This is a genomic window from Pseudomonas fluorescens (genome assembly GCF_018614775.1).
GTDB lineage: Bacteria > Pseudomonadota > Gammaproteobacteria > Pseudomonadales > Pseudomonadaceae > Aquipseudomonas > Aquipseudomonas fluorescens_BY.
In genome coordinates this window covers 25,302-40,642 of sequence record NZ_JAGGOF010000050.1, presented here as the reverse complement: position 1 = coordinate 40,642, position 15,341 = coordinate 25,302, and the positions used below count along the sequence as shown (strand labels likewise).

At 60.0% G+C, this 15,341-nt stretch carries 16 protein-coding genes and 1 pseudogene; 8 read left to right on the top strand and 9 right to left on the bottom strand.

What is annotated here, in order from left to right:
* Positions 1–66 precede the first annotated feature (66 nt).
* Complete coding sequence (locus tag J7E36_RS14720; RefSeq protein ID WP_215004091.1) at positions 67–249, top strand: PA3496 family putative envelope integrity protein; 183 nt, start codon at positions 67–69, stop codon at positions 247–249.
* 54 nt (positions 250–303) lie between these two features.
* Here the strand turns inward: J7E36_RS14720 and J7E36_RS14715 are convergent, their stop codons facing one another.
* On the bottom strand, positions 304–930 hold the full coding sequence (locus J7E36_RS14715) for a response regulator transcription factor (RefSeq protein ID WP_215004089.1): 627 nt from the start codon (positions 928–930) through the stop codon (positions 304–306).
* 462 nt (positions 931–1,392) lie between these two features.
* Between J7E36_RS14715 and J7E36_RS14710 the strand changes: the two are divergent.
* A pseudogene (locus tag J7E36_RS14710) lies at positions 1,393–1,644 on the top strand (hypothetical protein); the annotation flags it as partial.
* Positions 1,645–1,938: 294 nt separating this feature from the next.
* Here J7E36_RS14710 and J7E36_RS14705 read toward each other — a convergent pair.
* Together J7E36_RS14705 and J7E36_RS14700 are read right to left on the bottom strand one after the other, a co-directional pair.
* The gene (locus J7E36_RS14705) at positions 1,939–3,156 is read right to left on the bottom strand and encodes an argininosuccinate synthase (RefSeq protein WP_215004087.1); all 1,218 of its coding nucleotides are present in this window, start codon (positions 3,154–3,156) and stop codon (positions 1,939–1,941) included.
* Between the two features lie 127 nt (positions 3,157–3,283).
* Entirely contained in the window at positions 3,284–4,273 is a 990-nt protein-coding gene (locus tag J7E36_RS14700; RefSeq protein WP_215004085.1) for a flagellar protein MotY, read from the bottom strand.
* Between the two features lie 192 nt (positions 4,274–4,465).
* On the opposite strand from J7E36_RS14700, the gene pyrC reads away from it, so the two are divergent.
* Entirely contained in the window at positions 4,466–5,512 is a 1,047-nt protein-coding gene (gene pyrC, locus J7E36_RS14695; protein ID WP_215004083.1) for a dihydroorotase, read from the top strand.
* Complete coding sequence (gene rnt, locus J7E36_RS14690) at positions 5,509–6,186, top strand: ribonuclease T (RefSeq protein WP_215004081.1); 678 nt, start codon at positions 5,509–5,511, stop codon at positions 6,184–6,186. The genes pyrC and rnt overlap by 4 nt, the downstream gene beginning before the upstream one ends.
* Positions 6,187–6,277: 91 nt before the next feature.
* Here the strand turns inward: rnt and J7E36_RS14685 are convergent, their stop codons facing one another.
* Positions 6,278–6,880: a peroxiredoxin gene (locus J7E36_RS14685; RefSeq protein WP_215004079.1), complete on the bottom strand. Its 603-nt coding sequence runs from the start codon at positions 6,878–6,880 to the stop codon at positions 6,278–6,280.
* Between the two features lie 304 nt (positions 6,881–7,184).
* Between J7E36_RS14685 and J7E36_RS14680 the strand changes: the two genes are divergently transcribed.
* Both J7E36_RS14680 and bfr read left to right on the top strand, forming a co-directional pair.
* Positions 7,185–7,403 (top strand): bacterioferritin-associated ferredoxin, encoded by a 219-nt coding sequence (locus J7E36_RS14680; RefSeq protein WP_003178704.1) that lies wholly within the window; start codon positions 7,185–7,187, stop codon positions 7,401–7,403.
* 199 nt (positions 7,404–7,602) lie between these two features.
* A complete protein-coding gene (bfr, locus tag J7E36_RS14675; RefSeq protein ID WP_003178701.1) occupies positions 7,603–8,076 on the top strand; it encodes a bacterioferritin in 474 nt (157 codons plus the stop codon).
* 229 nt (positions 8,077–8,305) lie between these two features.
* On the opposite strand, the gene grxD is transcribed toward bfr, so the two are convergent.
* The 3 genes from grxD to J7E36_RS14660 form a co-directional block, all read right to left on the bottom strand.
* On the bottom strand, positions 8,306–8,647 hold the full coding sequence (gene grxD, locus J7E36_RS14670; RefSeq protein WP_215004077.1) for a Grx4 family monothiol glutaredoxin: 342 nt from the start codon (positions 8,645–8,647) through the stop codon (positions 8,306–8,308).
* Positions 8,648–8,738: 91 nt separating this feature from the next.
* A complete protein-coding gene (locus tag J7E36_RS14665) occupies positions 8,739–10,847 on the bottom strand; it encodes a molybdopterin oxidoreductase family protein (protein ID WP_215004075.1) in 2,109 nt (702 codons plus the stop codon).
* Positions 10,848–10,981: 134 nt separating this feature from the next.
* Positions 10,982–11,263, bottom strand: a complete 282-nt coding sequence (locus J7E36_RS14660) for a hypothetical protein (protein WP_215004073.1) — start codon at positions 11,261–11,263, stop codon at positions 10,982–10,984.
* Positions 11,264–11,664: 401 nt separating this feature from the next.
* Here J7E36_RS14660 and argF point away from each other — a divergent pair, with 401 nt between their 5' ends.
* Both argF and J7E36_RS14650 read left to right on the top strand, forming a co-directional pair.
* Positions 11,665–12,585, top strand: coding sequence for an ornithine carbamoyltransferase (gene argF / locus J7E36_RS14655; RefSeq protein WP_215004071.1), 921 nt, complete (start codon positions 11,665–11,667; stop codon positions 12,583–12,585).
* Entirely contained in the window at positions 12,582–13,691 is a 1,110-nt protein-coding gene (locus J7E36_RS14650) for an ABC transporter ATP-binding protein (protein WP_215004069.1), read from the top strand. The genes argF and J7E36_RS14650 overlap by 4 nt, the downstream gene beginning before the upstream one ends.
* Before the next feature lie 134 nt (positions 13,692–13,825).
* Here the strand turns inward: J7E36_RS14650 and J7E36_RS14645 are convergent, their stop codons facing one another.
* Together J7E36_RS14645 and ybaK are read right to left on the bottom strand one after the other, a co-directional pair.
* On the bottom strand, positions 13,826–14,608 hold the full coding sequence (locus tag J7E36_RS14645; protein ID WP_215004067.1) for a PhzF family phenazine biosynthesis protein: 783 nt from the start codon (positions 14,606–14,608) through the stop codon (positions 13,826–13,828).
* Between the two features lie 98 nt (positions 14,609–14,706).
* Positions 14,707–15,177, bottom strand: a complete 471-nt coding sequence (gene ybaK / locus J7E36_RS14640; RefSeq protein ID WP_215004065.1) for a Cys-tRNA(Pro) deacylase — start codon at positions 15,175–15,177, stop codon at positions 14,707–14,709.
* Between the last annotated feature and the right edge of the window lie 164 nt (positions 15,178–15,341).

Genomic DNA, 15,341 nt, shown 5'->3' with positions numbered 1-15,341 from the left:
TTTTACCCGCCCGTGGTTTATCGATATAAGGAGCGCCAATGGCAGTCTTAGCCTGGAGTCGAACCCATGAGTGCTGGCAAGGAACAACTGGACGTAGAAGACGAATTCATCGCCGTTGACGTTGACGACGCGGAACCTGTGGTCGTGGAAGTGGCGAAAACCAACCTGAGCAAACGCCGCACCATCGATAATCTGCTGGAAGAGCGCCGCTTGCAGAAGCAACTGGCCGATTACGACTTCGATCTCTGACACGTAAAAGCCTCCCAACGGAGGCTTTTTATTGAGTACGCGTGACCGCAAACCTCACACCAACCCATTACGCTGCGCCAACTCGATCAGATCGACCAGCGAGCGGGCATTGAGCTTCAACAATAAACGGGTTTTGTAAGTACTGACCGTCTTGTTGCTTAAAAACATTCCATCGGCAATTTCCTTATTGGTTTTTCCGCGAGCCAGTTGTTGCAGGACCATCATTTCCCGCCCGGACAACCGATCTACCATGTCCGACTCGCTGGCATTACCCAGGCTCGAACGCACGGTATGCAATGCCTGGTTGGGGAAATAACTGTAGCCGGAGAGTACCGCCTTGATCGCGCTCAATAACTCGGTAAGGTCTTGTTGCTTGCAGACATACCCGGCCGCACCGGTCTGCATGCAACGCATGGAAAAATGACCGGGTGACTGGGACGTCAAGACTAATACTTTCATCGCTGAAGGGATGGCGGTCAGCCGGGCAATGACCTCCAATCCGTCCAGTTTCGGAATACCGATATCCAGAATGACAATATCGGGCATGAGTTCACGCGCGTGTTGCAGCGCATCGACGCCGTTATCTGTTTCAGCAACCACTTCATAACCATGCCGCTCCATCAGCAAACGTACAGCAAGACGAATGACGGGGTGATCATCCACGATCAGCACTTTATTCATGGGCAAATCCAACTTCGCTGTTCGAATTTTTAGAGCACGCACAATAGCCTAGTCATTTCTCCCTTGGCATACCGCCCCCCCTAGGCCGTTTGCAGGCAGAGACGAAACCTACACGCTATACAGAAAAATCCTACAAAATACCGCGGAAAAAATGTGTCATGAATTTTTCTGCAGCATCGCAGCGACCTTTCTTAACCTTCCGGTAACCTGTGGTGAATGTGAATTTACACCCCGACGCCGACCTTTCGGACAGGTAAATGGCGAATGCATCGGCGCTGAAGAGCAACCCAATAATCGATTGACCGTCTATTTCCTGCCCTGCCCGACCCATCAAGACATTATAAGAAACAGCGGTGTCCTGGCGCGTGAGTAGTCATCGCTTGCCACCTCGCTCGTATTGGACTAATTATTAATAACCCTACCCACTTACTTATTAACAGAGACTTTCCATGAGCACTCATCATGAGCAAACCTTTGAAAAGCATTACCAACCCTCTGACCCTCATCGCCATATTTGCAACGTTATCCGAAACCTCGGCGGCGATTTCGCTGCCCTTCCTGGACGATGAAGATCGTGAATACTATCTTTGGTTCCTGATCTGCTTTCCGTTCTATTTGTTATTGCTCTTTTTCACCACGCTAAACTTCAACCATCGTTCGTTATATTCACCCTCGGACTTCTCCAAGGGCAAACACTTCATCAAGACCCTGAACACTACGACCTGCCGGCGTAAACGAATGTTGCGCCGGGCAAACAAGAATAAGGCGTTATTGACGGCGCTTCATCGACGCCGACGCGCATCACGGCAGGCCGTTTGCATCGTGTGCAGGCAATCGCAACACGTGCGATCAAAACGCCCCAGGCATGCTGCCAGCCTCATCGTGTACGTCATTTACAAAAGTGCAGGCGATGCACCGGACAAGCCGGATGAATAAGCAGCACGTACAAAAAGGATCGCCCAAAAAAACGGCCTGCGCAGGGCAGGCCGTTTTTTATGACAGGCAGGGTCAGAACAACTTGCGACCCTTGTTCGCCGCAATGCGCATGCGCAGGGCGTTGAGCTTGATGAAGCCGGCCGCGTCGGCCTGGTTGTACGCACCGCCGTCTTCTTCGAAGGTCGCGATGTTGGCATCGAACAGCGAGTCGTCGGACTTGCGCCCGGTGACGATCACATTGCCTTTGTACAGCTTCAGGCGCACAACGCCGTTCACGTTGACCTGGGAGGCGTCGATCATCTGTTGCAGCATCAGGCGCTCAGGACTCCACCAGTAGCCGGTGTAGATCAGGCTGGCGTACTTGGGCATCAGCTCATCCTTGAGGTGAGCGACTTCGCGGTCCAGCGTGATCGATTCGATTGCGCGGTGGGCGCGCAGCATGATGGTGCCGCCCGGGGTCTCGTAGCAACCACGGGACTTCATGCCGACATAGCGGTTCTCGACGATGTCCAGACGGCCGATGCCATGCTCGCCACCGATGCGGTTAAGCGTTGCCAGCACGGTTGCCGGGCTCATTTCCACGCCGTCCAGGGCGACGATATCGCCGTTGCGATAGGTCAGCTCCAGGTATTGCGGGGCATCGGGGGCCTTCTCCGGGGAAACGGTCCAGCGCCACATGTCTTCTTCGTGCTCGGTCCAGGTGTCTTCCAGCACGCCGCCTTCATAGGAAATGTGCAGCAGGTTGGCGTCCATCGAGTACGGGGATTTCTTCTTGCCGTGACGCTCGATCGGGATCGCGTGCTTTTCGGCATAGTCCATCAGTTTTTCACGGGACAGCAGGTCCCATTCACGCCACGGGGCAATGACTTTCACGCCGGGCTTGAGGGCATAGGCGCCCAGCTCGAAACGGACCTGATCGTTGCCTTTGCCGGTGGCGCCATGGGAAATGGCATCGGCGCCGGTTTCGTTGGCGATTTCGATCAGGCGCTTGGCGATCAACGGACGGGCGATGGAAGTACCCAGCAGGTACTCGCCTTCGTAAACGGTGTTGGCGCGGAACATCGGGAACACGAAGTCGCGGACGAACTCTTCGCGCAGGTCATCGATGTAGATCTCTTTGACGCCCATGGCCTGTGCCTTGGCGCGTGCAGGCTCGACTTCCTCGCCCTGCCCCAGGTCTGCGGTGAAGGTCACCACTTCGCAGTTATAAGTGTCCTGCAGCCACTTGAGGATCACCGAAGTGTCCAGGCCGCCGGAATACGCCAGAACGACCTTGTTTACGTCCGCCATGCCATCACTCCACGGGTTGTACGGAAAGCCGGGAAGTCTAACGTCCGCCGCGGATAATTTACAGAGGCGCGACAGCTTATGACGACGAAGCGACAGATTATGTCGACTGCGCGACGATCAACGGGGATCAGGATGCTCGCGCTGTCGCCGGAGCCAGTGCTTTGGACGGAGCTGCGGCGGGCGCAGGAACCTTGGCCGGTGCGGCAACAGGCGCGGGTTGCGCCGGGGTCGGTTGCACGGCCGGTGCTGGCGCCGACGCCGCACCAGGTGCTACGCGCGTCAACTGCACGACCACCCGACGGTTCTTGGCCCGATTGGCAGCATTGGTATTGGGCACCAGCGGATAGCGCTCACCGTGAAAACGCAGGGTGATCTGCGACTCCTGGAAACCATTGGCCTTGAAGAAGTCCTGGACCGCCAGGGCCCGGCGGCGCGACAGCTCGCGATTGGTCAGGCGGTTGCCGCTGTTGTCGGAGTGCCCGTCAAGCTCGACATGATTGACACTCGGGTCGGCCTTGATGAAATCGAGCATCACCTGCAACTGGGCCTTGGCACGGGCATCGAGCTCGACTTCCTCGCCCGGGAACGCGATCTGGGTCTGCTTCACCTGTTCGAAATTCTTTGGCAACAGTTTTGCCACGCAGCCTTGATAGTCATTGAAGGCCTTGTTGAAACGCACCGGCAGCAAACGGACCTCCGATACGCGCCCGTCCTCGGTGTTGCGACGCACCACCGGGCTGCGCCCCTCCATCAGCCCGCTGATCAGGCGGCCCGCCTGGACCTGGGAGCTGTTGAACAGCACGTCGCCACTGCCAATGCTGACCGAGCCCAGGTTGATATCGCCGCGCCCCGGTTGCCAGGGCGCAGCGGCCGCCAGCAAGGTCGCGGAGCCGCCACCCAGCATCGGGTTATAGGCCTTGAGGCGGAACGTGGCCTGCTCACCCGCCCGGCGCACGAACTCGCCCGTGCCGAAATCGGTGATCGGCTGGCTCAGCCGGCACTCGAACTTGTCACCTTCGACCGTCCACTCAATGCTCTCCAGACGGGTCTGGAAAGTGAGCGCCATCGCGGGAAGGCTGGCAAACACACTGAGCAGGGCTAGATAACGCTGGCGCACGGGAGGCTCCACTGGCTTTTATTACAAATATCGTCACCCGCTGAGCGTATGACGCAGGTCCCTGGCGATCCACCGATTCGTGGCACACCTGTAGGAGCTATCGGTCACTTGGGCCAGAACTTGATAGCGGGTGCCTGAATCGGTCTTTTCCGGTAGCATTCCCCAGAGTTTGACCCGCCTGGAAGCCCCCTAATGTCCGACCGCCTGACCCTGCTGCGTCCCGACGACTGGCATATTCATCTTCGCGATGGTGCTGTGTTGACCCATACCGTCGCCGATGTCGCGCGCACCTTCGGGCGCGCAATCATCATGCCGAACCTGGTGCCGCCCGTGCGCAACGCCGCCGAGGCCGATGGCTATCGCCAGCGTATCCTCGCCGCGCGCCCGGCCGGCAGCCGCTTCGAGCCGCTGATGGTGCTCTACCTCACCGACCGCACCCAGCCCGAAGAGATCCGCGACGCCAAGGCCAGTGGTTTTGTCTACGCCGCCAAGCTCTACCCGGCCGGCGCGACCACCAACTCGGATTCCGGCGTTACCAGCATCGACAAGATTTTCCCGGCGCTGGAGGCCATGGCCGACGTCGGCATGCCGTTGCTGATCCACGGTGAAGTGACACGCGCTGACGTCGATGTGTTCGACCGCGAGAAGATCTTCATCGACGAGCACATGCGCCGCGTCGTGGAGCGTTTCCCGACCCTCAAGGTGGTGTTCGAACACATCACCACCGGCGATGCCGTGCAGTTCATCAACGAGGCCCCGGCCAACGTCGGCGCGACGATTACCGCGCATCACCTGCTCTACAACCGCAACCACATGCTGGTGGGCGGGATCCGGCCGCACTTCTATTGCCTGCCGATCCTCAAGCGCAACACCCACCAGGAAGCCCTGCTCGACGCCGCCACCAGTGGCAGCGCCAAGTTCTTCCTGGGCACGGACTCGGCGCCCCACGCACGGGGAGCCAAGGAAGCGGCCTGCGGTTGCGCCGGCTGCTACACCGCCTACGCCGCCATCGAAATGTACGCCGAGGCGTTCGAACAGCGCAATGCGCTGGACAAGCTCGAAGGTTTCGCCAGCCTGCATGGCCCGCGTTTCTATGGTCTGCCGGTGAACACCGACCGCATTACCCTGGTCCGCGACGAGTGGACCGCCCCCGCCAGCCTGCCTTTCGGCGAGCTGACTGTCATCCCGCTGCGCGCCGGTGAAAAACTGCGCTGGCGCCTGCTGGAGGAAAACGCGTGAGTGAAGATCATTTCGACGATGAATTGGACGGCAACGGTGGTTCGGGCGGCGCCCGGCACCCAATGGCGGCCCGCTTCCGCGGCTACCTGCCAGTGGTCGTCGACGTAGAAACCGGCGGTTTCAACTCCGCCACCGATGCGCTGCTGGAAATCGCCGCGACCACCATCGGCATGGATGAAAAAGGCTTCGTGTTCCCCGACCACACCTATTTCTTCCGCGTCGAACCGTTCGAAGGCGCCAACGTCGAAGCCGCCGCCCTGGAATTCACCGGGATCAAGCTCGACCACCCGTTGCGCATGGCGGTCAGCGAAGAGACGGCCCTGACCGACATCTTCCGTGGCGTGCGCAAGGCGCTGAAGGCCAACGGCTGCAAGCGCGCGATCCTGGTCGGCCATAACAGCAGCTTCGACCTGGGCTTCCTCAACGCCGCCGTCGCGCGCATGGACATGAAGCGCAACCCGTTTCACCCGTTCTCCAGCTTCGACACGGCCACCCTGGCCGGCCTCGCCTACGGCCAGACCGTGCTGGCGAAAGCCTGCCAGGCGGCCGACATCGACTTCGACGGCCGCGAAGCCCACTCGGCCCGCTACGACACCGAGAAGACCGCCGAGCTGTTCTGCGGCATCGTCAATCGCTGGAAGGAGATGGGTGGCTGGCAGGATTTCGACGACTGAGGCCACAGGCCTTGCTCCCATGGGGCTCCTACAGATTTTTCCCCAAAAAAAACCGGCCAATCAAAGGCCGGTTTTTTTGTACCTGATGTGCTTACAGCTTGTCGCTGTGCTCGCCCAGGTAAGCGGCAACGCCTTCAGGCGATGCGGTCATGCCCTTGTCGCCTTTCTTCCAGTTGGCCGGGCAGACTTCGCCGTGCTCTTCGTGGAATTGCAGGGCGTCGACCAGACGGATCAGCTCTTCCATGTTACGGCCCAGCGGCAGGTCGTTGATGATCTGCGAACGGACCACGCCTTTGTCGTCGATCAGGAACGCGCCACGGAAAGCCACGCCGCCTTCGGACTCAACGTCATAGGCCTTGGCGATTTCGTGCTTCATGTCGGCAGCCATGGTGTATTTCACCTGGCCGATACCGCCATTGTTGATCGGGGTGTTGCGCCAGGCGTTGTGGGTGAAGTGCGAGTCGATCGAGACAGCGATCACTTCAACCTTGCGCGCCTTGAAGTCGTCCATGCGGTGATCCAGTGCGATCAGCTCGGACGGGCAGACGAAGGTGAAGTCCAGTGGGTAGAAGAACACCAGGCCGTATTTGCCTTTGATGGCCGAGGACAGGGTGAAGCTGTCGACGATTTCGCCGTTGCCGAGGACGGCCGGTACGGTGAAGTCAGGGGCTTGTTTGCCTACGAGTACGCTCATTGGATATCTCCTGGTGTAGTAACGTGAAAACAAGGTCCGGGCCAGCCTGTCACCCTCAGGCGACAGCCCTGTGACACGAACCCGCTTTACAAGGACCGACCATCATACACCGCGCATTTGGCCTGTCTTCAACGGTTTTTCCGCGATGCTGAAAATTTGCATGCCACGTGCGCGAGGGTGGATAAAACCGTTCGTCAGTCAGGCGCCGCTCAAGCGCAAGGCTTTCAGAAACCACTTTGACAATCATTCTCGTTAACATTAAGATCCGTCTCAATTGAGTCACAACCAGCGACGGTTCTCACTTATGTATGTCTGCCTCTGCACTGGCGTCACCGACGGGCAAATCCGCGAAGCGATCTATGAAGGTTGCTGCAGCTACCGCGAAGTCCGCCAAGCCACCGGCGTCGCCAGCCAATGCGGCAAATGTGCCTGCCTGGCCAAGGAAGTGGTACGTGAAACCCTCGCCAAAGTGCAGACGGCACAGGCCTCGATCCCCTACCCGGTAGAATTTACCGCGGCGTAATAAACGGACTTCCAAAGAACCGGACTCGATGTCCGGTTTTTTTATGCCCAAAAATCAAATAGTTAGCGCCAAGACGCGGAACACAAACATTCTTATTCCGATTAATTTTCATTTATTATTCAATAACTTAGGTTTGACACTGGTCTATGCGCGGCTCAAACTCCGCTGCATACACCGTTATCAAAGGACAGGCCTCATCATGAAAGGCGACATTACAGTCATCCAGCATCTCAACAAGATCCTTGCCAATGAACTGGTCGCGATCAATCAATACTTCCTGCATGCGCGCATGTATGAAGATTGGGGCCTGAACAAGCTGGGCAAGCACGAGTACCACGAATCCATCGACGAGATGAAGCACGCGGACAAGCTGATCAAGCGCATCCTGTTTCTCGAAGGCCTGCCGAACGTCCAGGACCTGGGCAAGCTGCACATCGGCGAACACACCCGGGAAATGCTCGAGTGCGACCTGCGCATCGAACGCACCGGCCATGCCGACCTGAAGGCCGCGATAGCCCATTGCGAAAGCGTTGGCGACTTCGGCAGCCGCGAACTGCTGGAAGACATCCTTGAGTCCGAGGAAGAGCACATCGACTGGCTGGAAACCCAACTGGGCCTGATCGACAAGGTAGGTCTTGAGAACTACCTGCAGTCGCAGATGGGTGAAGAGTAACTTTCCCGCCAGCGAGCCACTAAAAAGCCCCGCCCTCTTAACGAGAGGCGGGGCTTTTTATTGCCTGCGATCCAGGCCGCACTGAAAATCCACTGTGGGAGCGAGCCTGCTCGCGATAGCGGTGGGTCAGGTACAAAAATGCTGACTGACCCACCGTTATCGCGAGCAGGCTCGCTCCCACAAGGGGCCGTGTTCAGCCACAGAATCAGTGGTGAACAGCCCCCTCGGATCAGGCTTCGGTCTTGCTCGCCGCAGCCGCTTCCACCGCAGCCTTGATCGTGGCCTGCAAAGAGCCGTCTTCGGCCATCTCGGTCATGATGTCGCTACCGCCGATCAACTCGCCGCCTACCCACAGTTGCGGGAAGGTTGGCCAGTTGGCGTATTTGGGCAGGTTGGCGCGGATTTCCGGGTTCTGCAGGATGTCCACGTAGGCGAACTTCTCGCCACACGCCATCACCGCCTGAGCAGCCTTCGCCGAGAAACCGCATTGCGGAGCATTCGGCGCGCCTTTCATGTAAAGCAGGACGGTGTTGTTGGCAATCTGGTCTTTGATCGTTTCGATGATATCCATGGAGCACCTCGGCTTGAACTTCTGCGACTTAAGTCGTCGACACGGTGGCGCATTGTAACGGAAAGCCGAGTGCGCTGTCCCAGGGACAAATTCACGCAACGGCGACCCTCACCGGTACGCCGTTGAGCGCCGCGTTGCCGGACAGCTCATCGAGCAGGCATTCATCGGTCAAGTCATTGGCGCTGGAACCCGGCTGGCCACTGGCGATGGTCATCTGCACGCCCGGTCGGGCATGCCCCCAACCGTGGGGCAGGCTGACCACGCCTTTCATCATGTCCGCGCTGCTTTGCACCTCCACCTCAATGGCGCCTACCCGCGAACTGACCTGCACCCGCTGACCGTCGACAAGGCCCCGGCTGGCGAGATCCTCCGGGTGCATCAACAACTGATGACGCGGCTTGCCCTTCACCAGCCGATGGAAGTTGTGCATCCAGGAGTTGTTACTGCGCACGTGGCGGCGACCAATCATCAGCAGCTCATCCGCCGTCGGGGCCCGCAGTGCGGCAAAACGCGCCAGGTCGGCAAGAATCACCGCTGGCGCAGCCTTCACGCGCCGGTTTTCGGTTTTCAGGCGCGGGGCCAGGTTGGACTTGAGCGCGCCGAGGTCGATGCCATGGGGATGATCGAACAGCGTCGCCAGGGACAGCTTGTGCGGCGAGGCGTCGCCGTATGCCCCGGCTCGCAGTCCGAAATCGATCATTTGCGCCGGCGGCAGGGTGGGTTTGAGCTCCTTGCCGGTGCGGGCCGCGTAGGCCTTGGCCAGGCCGACAAAGATTTCCCAGTCGTGCAACGCCCCCTCGGGTTTGGGCAGGATCGCCCGATTGAAACGGGTCACGTTGCGCACCGCGAACACGTTGAACGTGGTGTCGTAATGGTCGTTTTCCAGCGCCGAAGTCGACGGCAGGATCAGGTCGGCATAACGTGTGGTTTCGTTGATGTACAAGTCAACGCTGACCATGAACTCCAGGCCGTCCAGCGCCTGCTCCAGTTGGCGGCCGTTGGGGGTGGACAGTACCGGATTGCCGGCCACGGTCACCAGTGCACGGATCTGCCCTTCTCCTTCGGTAAGCATTTCCTCGGCCAGGGCCGACACCGGCAACTCCCCCGCGTACTCAGGGCGCCCGGACACCCGGCTCTGCCAACGATTGAAATGCCCTCCCGAGGTGGTCGCCACCAGGTCCACTGCCGGCTCGGTGCACAGTGCCCCGCCCACCCGGTCAAGGTTGCCGGTGACCAGATTGATCACCTGGATCAGCCACTGGCACAACGTGCCGAACGCCTGGGTCGACACCCCCATCCGTCCGTAGCAGACCGCCGACGGCGCGGCGGCGAAGTCCCGGGCCAGTTGGCGGATCTGCTCCGCCGGCACCGCACACAGCGGGCTCATGGTTTCAGCCGTGAACGTGACAACGGCCTCGTGTACCGCGTCCAGGCCGTCTACCGGCAGGTGGCTGTCGCGGGTCAGGCCTTCGCTGAACAGCGTATTGAGCAGGCCAAACAGCAGCGCGGCGTCGCCACCGGGGCGGACGAAGACGTGTTGATCAGCCATGGCCGCCGTCTCGCTGCGGCGTGGATCGACCACCACAACCTTGCCACCACGGGCCTGGATCGCCTTCAAGCGTTTTTCCACGTCCGGCACCGTCATGATGCTGCCGTTGGACGCCAGGGGGTTGCCGCCCAGGATCAGCATGAAGTCCGTGTGGTCGATGTCCGGAATCGGTATCAGCAAGCCGTGGCCATACATCAGGTGGCTGGTCAGGTGATGGGGCAGTTGATCCACCGAGGTCGCCGAGAAGCGGCTGCGGGTCTTCAGCAGGCCGAGAAAATAGTTGCTATGGGTCATCAGCCCATAGTTGTGCACACTGGGATTGCCCTGGTAGACGCCCACCGCGTTCTGGCCGTGACGCGCCTGAATATCCGCCAAACGCTCGGCGACCAGCGCGAAAGCATCGTCCCAGGCGATGGGATGCCACTCGTTGCCAATCCGCCGCATGGGTTGGCGCAAGCGGTCCGGATCGTTCTGGATATCTTGCAAGGCCACCGCCTTGGGGCAGATATGACCCCGGCTGAAGCTGTCCAGCGCATCACCCTTGATCGAGGTAATGGCCAGGCCCTGGCCCTCGGTTTCGGTGGTTTCGAGGGTCAAGCCACAGATGGCTTCACACAGATGGCACGCACGGTGGTGGAGAGTCTTGGTCATGGCCAGTCTCTGTTTGATTCGTTGCGGGCGCTGTCGGCCGCGGGAATAAAACTATGGCGCGTGACTCCCCACAGCGCCAGCGACGTTCGTCCTGTGAATTGGCGAGCATCAGGCCCGCCGATGAAGCCGCCAGGTCAGCCGGGGGGCGGCGCCAGCAATTGGATTTCCTCGACGGTTTCCACCTGTTCCTGGGCGATTGGCACCCCGGTCAGTTCACCGATCAAGCGCCAGTGCGCGTCGATGCCGCCGCTGATGGTGGCCATGCGATCGATCATCCGACGCGCTGCGGCCTTGGTCACTTCGTCGTCACTGCGCAACAATTCGAATGACATCGACGTCACCGAAGCGGTCAGGTGCGTCAGCGAACGTGCCGTCAGCCCTAGCAGTTCCATCAGTTGTTGCTCTTTCGAATCCATTTCGGGGCTCCTGTCGCTCGGGATTCATTTATAACCCAGCCCATTGCAATAGGAAATGCTTCACAGTCACCGCCAGGCGGGCGGCCCCTCGCAATAGCCGGTCCTGAACGACCCCTAACCCCGGCGGGCCCACCTTGCTTGTTTGCCAAGCGGCGCAAGGGCAGTGTACAAATGGGTCGCTGCTGTCAGGAAACCGGCCTCCAACCAGTCATCGCAGTCCTGTGATGACCTTGCTGAATCCCCAAAAACCGTAGCCCTATTGGTAAGACGCGACATTTAATGTCAATATCGCGCCTTCCCCTATTTTCGTCGCCCCGTGCGGCTTTTGCCGCAGGTCTCGCCCGTTTTTTCATTAAACAAGGCTTTGAGCATCTGCGGTCAGTAACAAAAGGTAGTCAATCATGAGCGCAAGGCACTTTCTCTCCCTGATGGATCTCACGCCCGACGAGCTGCTCGGCCTGATCCGTCGAGGCGTGGAGCTCAAGGACCTGCGTAACCGCGGCGTACTGTTCGAGCCCTTGAAAAACCGCGTGTTGGGAATGATCTTCGAAAAGTCATCGACCCGCACCCGTATCTCTTTCGAAGCCGGCATGATCCAGATGGGCGGCCAGGCCATCTTCCTGTCGCCCCGGGACACCCAACTGGGCCGCGGCGAGCCCATCGGCGATGCCGCCATCGTCATGTCGAGCATGCTTGATGCCGTGATGATCCGCACCTTTGCCCACAGCACCCTGACCGAGTTCGCGGCCCACTCCCGCGTGCCGGTGATCAATGGCCTGTCCGATGACCTGCACCCCTGCCAGTTGCTGGCCGACATGCAGACATTCCTCGAACACCGTGGCTCGATCCAGGGCAAGACCGTGGCCTGGATCGGCGACGGCAACAACATGTGCAACAGCTATATAGAAGCAGCACTGCAATTCGACTTCCAACTGCGCATCGCCTGCCCCGAGGGCTACGATCCCGATGCCGGGCTGGTCGCCAAGGCCGGGGAGCGGGTGACGATCGTCCGTGACCCTAAGCTGGCCGTGGCCGGTGCGCACCTGGTCAGCACCGATGTGTGGATCTCCATGGGCCAGGAAGAAGAAACCGCCAAGCGCGTCCAGCTGTTTGCACCGCTCCAGGTCAACCGCGCCCTGCTCGACCTGGCGGATGCTGAAGTACTGTTCATGCATTGCCTGCCGGCCCACCGTGGCGAAGAGATCAGTTTCGACCTGCTGGATGACCCGCGCTCGGTGGCCTGGGACCAGGCAGAGAATCGCCTTCATGCACAAAAGGCCCTGCTCGAGTTTCTGGTCGAGCCGGCGTATCGCCACGCATGAGCCACTCCCTGTTGCTGAATTTGCACAACCTGGCGTGCGGGTATCAGGACCAGCGGGTGGTGCAGAACCTCAACCTGCACCTCAACGCTGGCGATATCGGCTGCCTGCTCGGCTCGTCCGGGTGCGGCAAGACCACGACATTGCGCGCCATTGCCGGTTTCGAGCCGGTGCATGAGGGCGAGGTCCAGCTGGCCGGGGAAACCATTTCCCGCGCAGGCTTCACCCTCGCCCCGGAAAAACGCCGCATCGGCATGGTGTTCCAGGACTATGCGCTGTTCCCCCACCTGAGCGTGGCGCAGAACATCGCCTTCGGCATCCGCAAGCATCCGAACAAGGAGCGCGTGGTTGAAGAACTGCTGGAACTGGTCAACCTGAAGAACCTCGGCAAGCGCTTCCCCCATGAACTCTCCGGGGGCCAGCAACAGCGCGTGGCCCTGGCCCGGGCACTGGCACCGGAACCGCAACTGCTGTTGCTCGATGAGCCGTTTTCCAACCTCGATGGCGAGTTGCGGCGCAAGCTGAGCCACGAAGTCAGGGACATTCTCAAGGCCCGCGGCACCAGCGCCATCCTGGTCACCCATGATCAGGAAGAAGCCTTCGCCGTGAGTGATCATGTCGGGGTGTTCAAGGAAGGCCGACTCGAACAGTGGGACACGCCTTACAACCTCTATCACGAACCGCTGACGCCATTCGTTGCCAGCTTCATCGGGCAGGGTTACTTCATTCGTGGCAGTCTCGAAAGCCCGGAGTCGGTGCAGACCGAATTGGGCCTATTGCGCGGCAACCGGGCCTACACCTGGCCCGTCGGCGCGGCGGTGGACGTATTGCTGCGACCGGACGACATCGTGTACGCCCCGGACAGCCCGCTCGCCGCACGGATCATTGGCAAGACGTTCCTCGGCGCTTCAACCTTGTATCGCCTGCAATTGCCGACGGGCGCGCAAGTGGAGTCGATCTTCCCCAGCCATGCCGACCATCTGGTCGGGGCCAGCGTCGGCATCCGCGTTGCAGCGGAACATCTGGTGCTGTTCCAGGCCTCGGGCAGCACGGCGGCGCATCTGCCGCTGCTGGAGAGTGGCGTGCGGCGGTACAGCACAGCTCATTGACAACCAATGTGGGAGCGAGCTTGCTCGCGATGGGGCGGGCACATTCAGCATCAAATGCTGGCTGAACCACCGCTATCGCGAGCAAGGTCGCTTCCACAGGCTCGCATTACTGGCCTGGATATTGAGGCTATCGGCTAGCCCAACGTCAAAGTCCCACTGGCCACCAACGTCGCATCCCCACCAATCTTCACCCGATCCCCTTCCAGCCGGCAAAACAGCGCCCCACCCCTTGCCGAACGCTGATAAGCCGTCAGGCCCAGCTTGCCCAAGCGCTTGGACCAATACGGAATCAGGCTGCAGTGCGTCGAGCCGGTCACCGGATCTTCGTTGATGCCTATAGCCGGGGCGAAATAACGCGAGACAAAGTCATGCTTGCTCCCCGGAGCGGTCACAATGGCGCCCGGCCAGGGCAGTTTTGCCAGGGCCGCCATGTCCGGCTTGCAATCGAGCACCGCCTGCTCCGACTCCAACACCACGAACAGCTCGTTGGAGCTCAGCACGTCCACCGCTTCAATATTCAGCGCGTTCTGGACTGCCAATGACACCCCCAACTCGGCAGGCACGATGGCCGGGAAATCCAGCCACAACCGCCCCCCTTCACGGGTGACGCTCAACGGACCGGACCGGCAGATGAAATCCAGGCGTTCGACGGGTTCGCGGTAGACCTCGAACAGCACATGAGCACTGGCCAACGTGGCGTGCCCGCACAGCGGGACTTCCGTGGTAGGCGTAAACCAGCGGATATGCCAACGCGGGCCTTCGCGCACCAGAAACGCGGTCTCCGCCAGGTTGTGCTCGGCGGCGATCTTCTGCATCAGCTCATCGGCGAGCCAGGCATCGAGCCGATAGACCATCGCCGGATTGCCGCCAAATGGCCGGTCACTGAACGCATCGACCTGATGAAAAGCAAGCTGCATGGCACTTCTCCTTTTTATTGATGCGCCAGCATGAGGTGCCGGAACAGTGGTATCCAGTGACAGATCGACAGAATTTTTACCCTACACCGCCAGATGAATCAGGACCGTCCAATATCGGCAAACGCCGCCCCGGTATGCTCTGCCAGCACTCCCGGCGCCAACTCCACTTCCAGCCCCCGGCGCCCCGCGCTGACAAAAATGCTGGCCTGCGACTGCGCGGATGCATCGATAAACGTACGCAGACGCTTCTTCTGCCCCAGCGGGCTGATGCCCCCGAGCAGATACCCGGTTGAACGCTGCGCGGCGGCCGGGTCAGCCATCTCCACCTTCTTCACCCCGGCAGCCTGGGCCAGGCCTTTCAAATCAAGGCTCCCGACTACGGGCACCACCGCCACCAGCAGCTCACCCTTTTCGCTCGCGGCCAGCAATGTCTTGAACACCTGCGCCGGCGCCAATCCGAGCTTTTCTGCAGCTTCCAAGCCATAGGACGCAGCCTTGGGATCGTGTTCATAGCTATGGATACGATGTTCGGCGCGCACTTTCTTCAACAGATCCAACGCGGGGGTCATGACCGCTCCTGACTAAGGACATCAACAAAGAGTGGAACGGATTCTAGGCCATCGCCAGCCAAAAGGCGTCGGATCGCATGCAAACGCCGGTGCTCAGGTGTTGTTGAAACAACCATTCACACCACGAATAGTTGAAATGTGACCGACGGTTCACTTTCGACCTT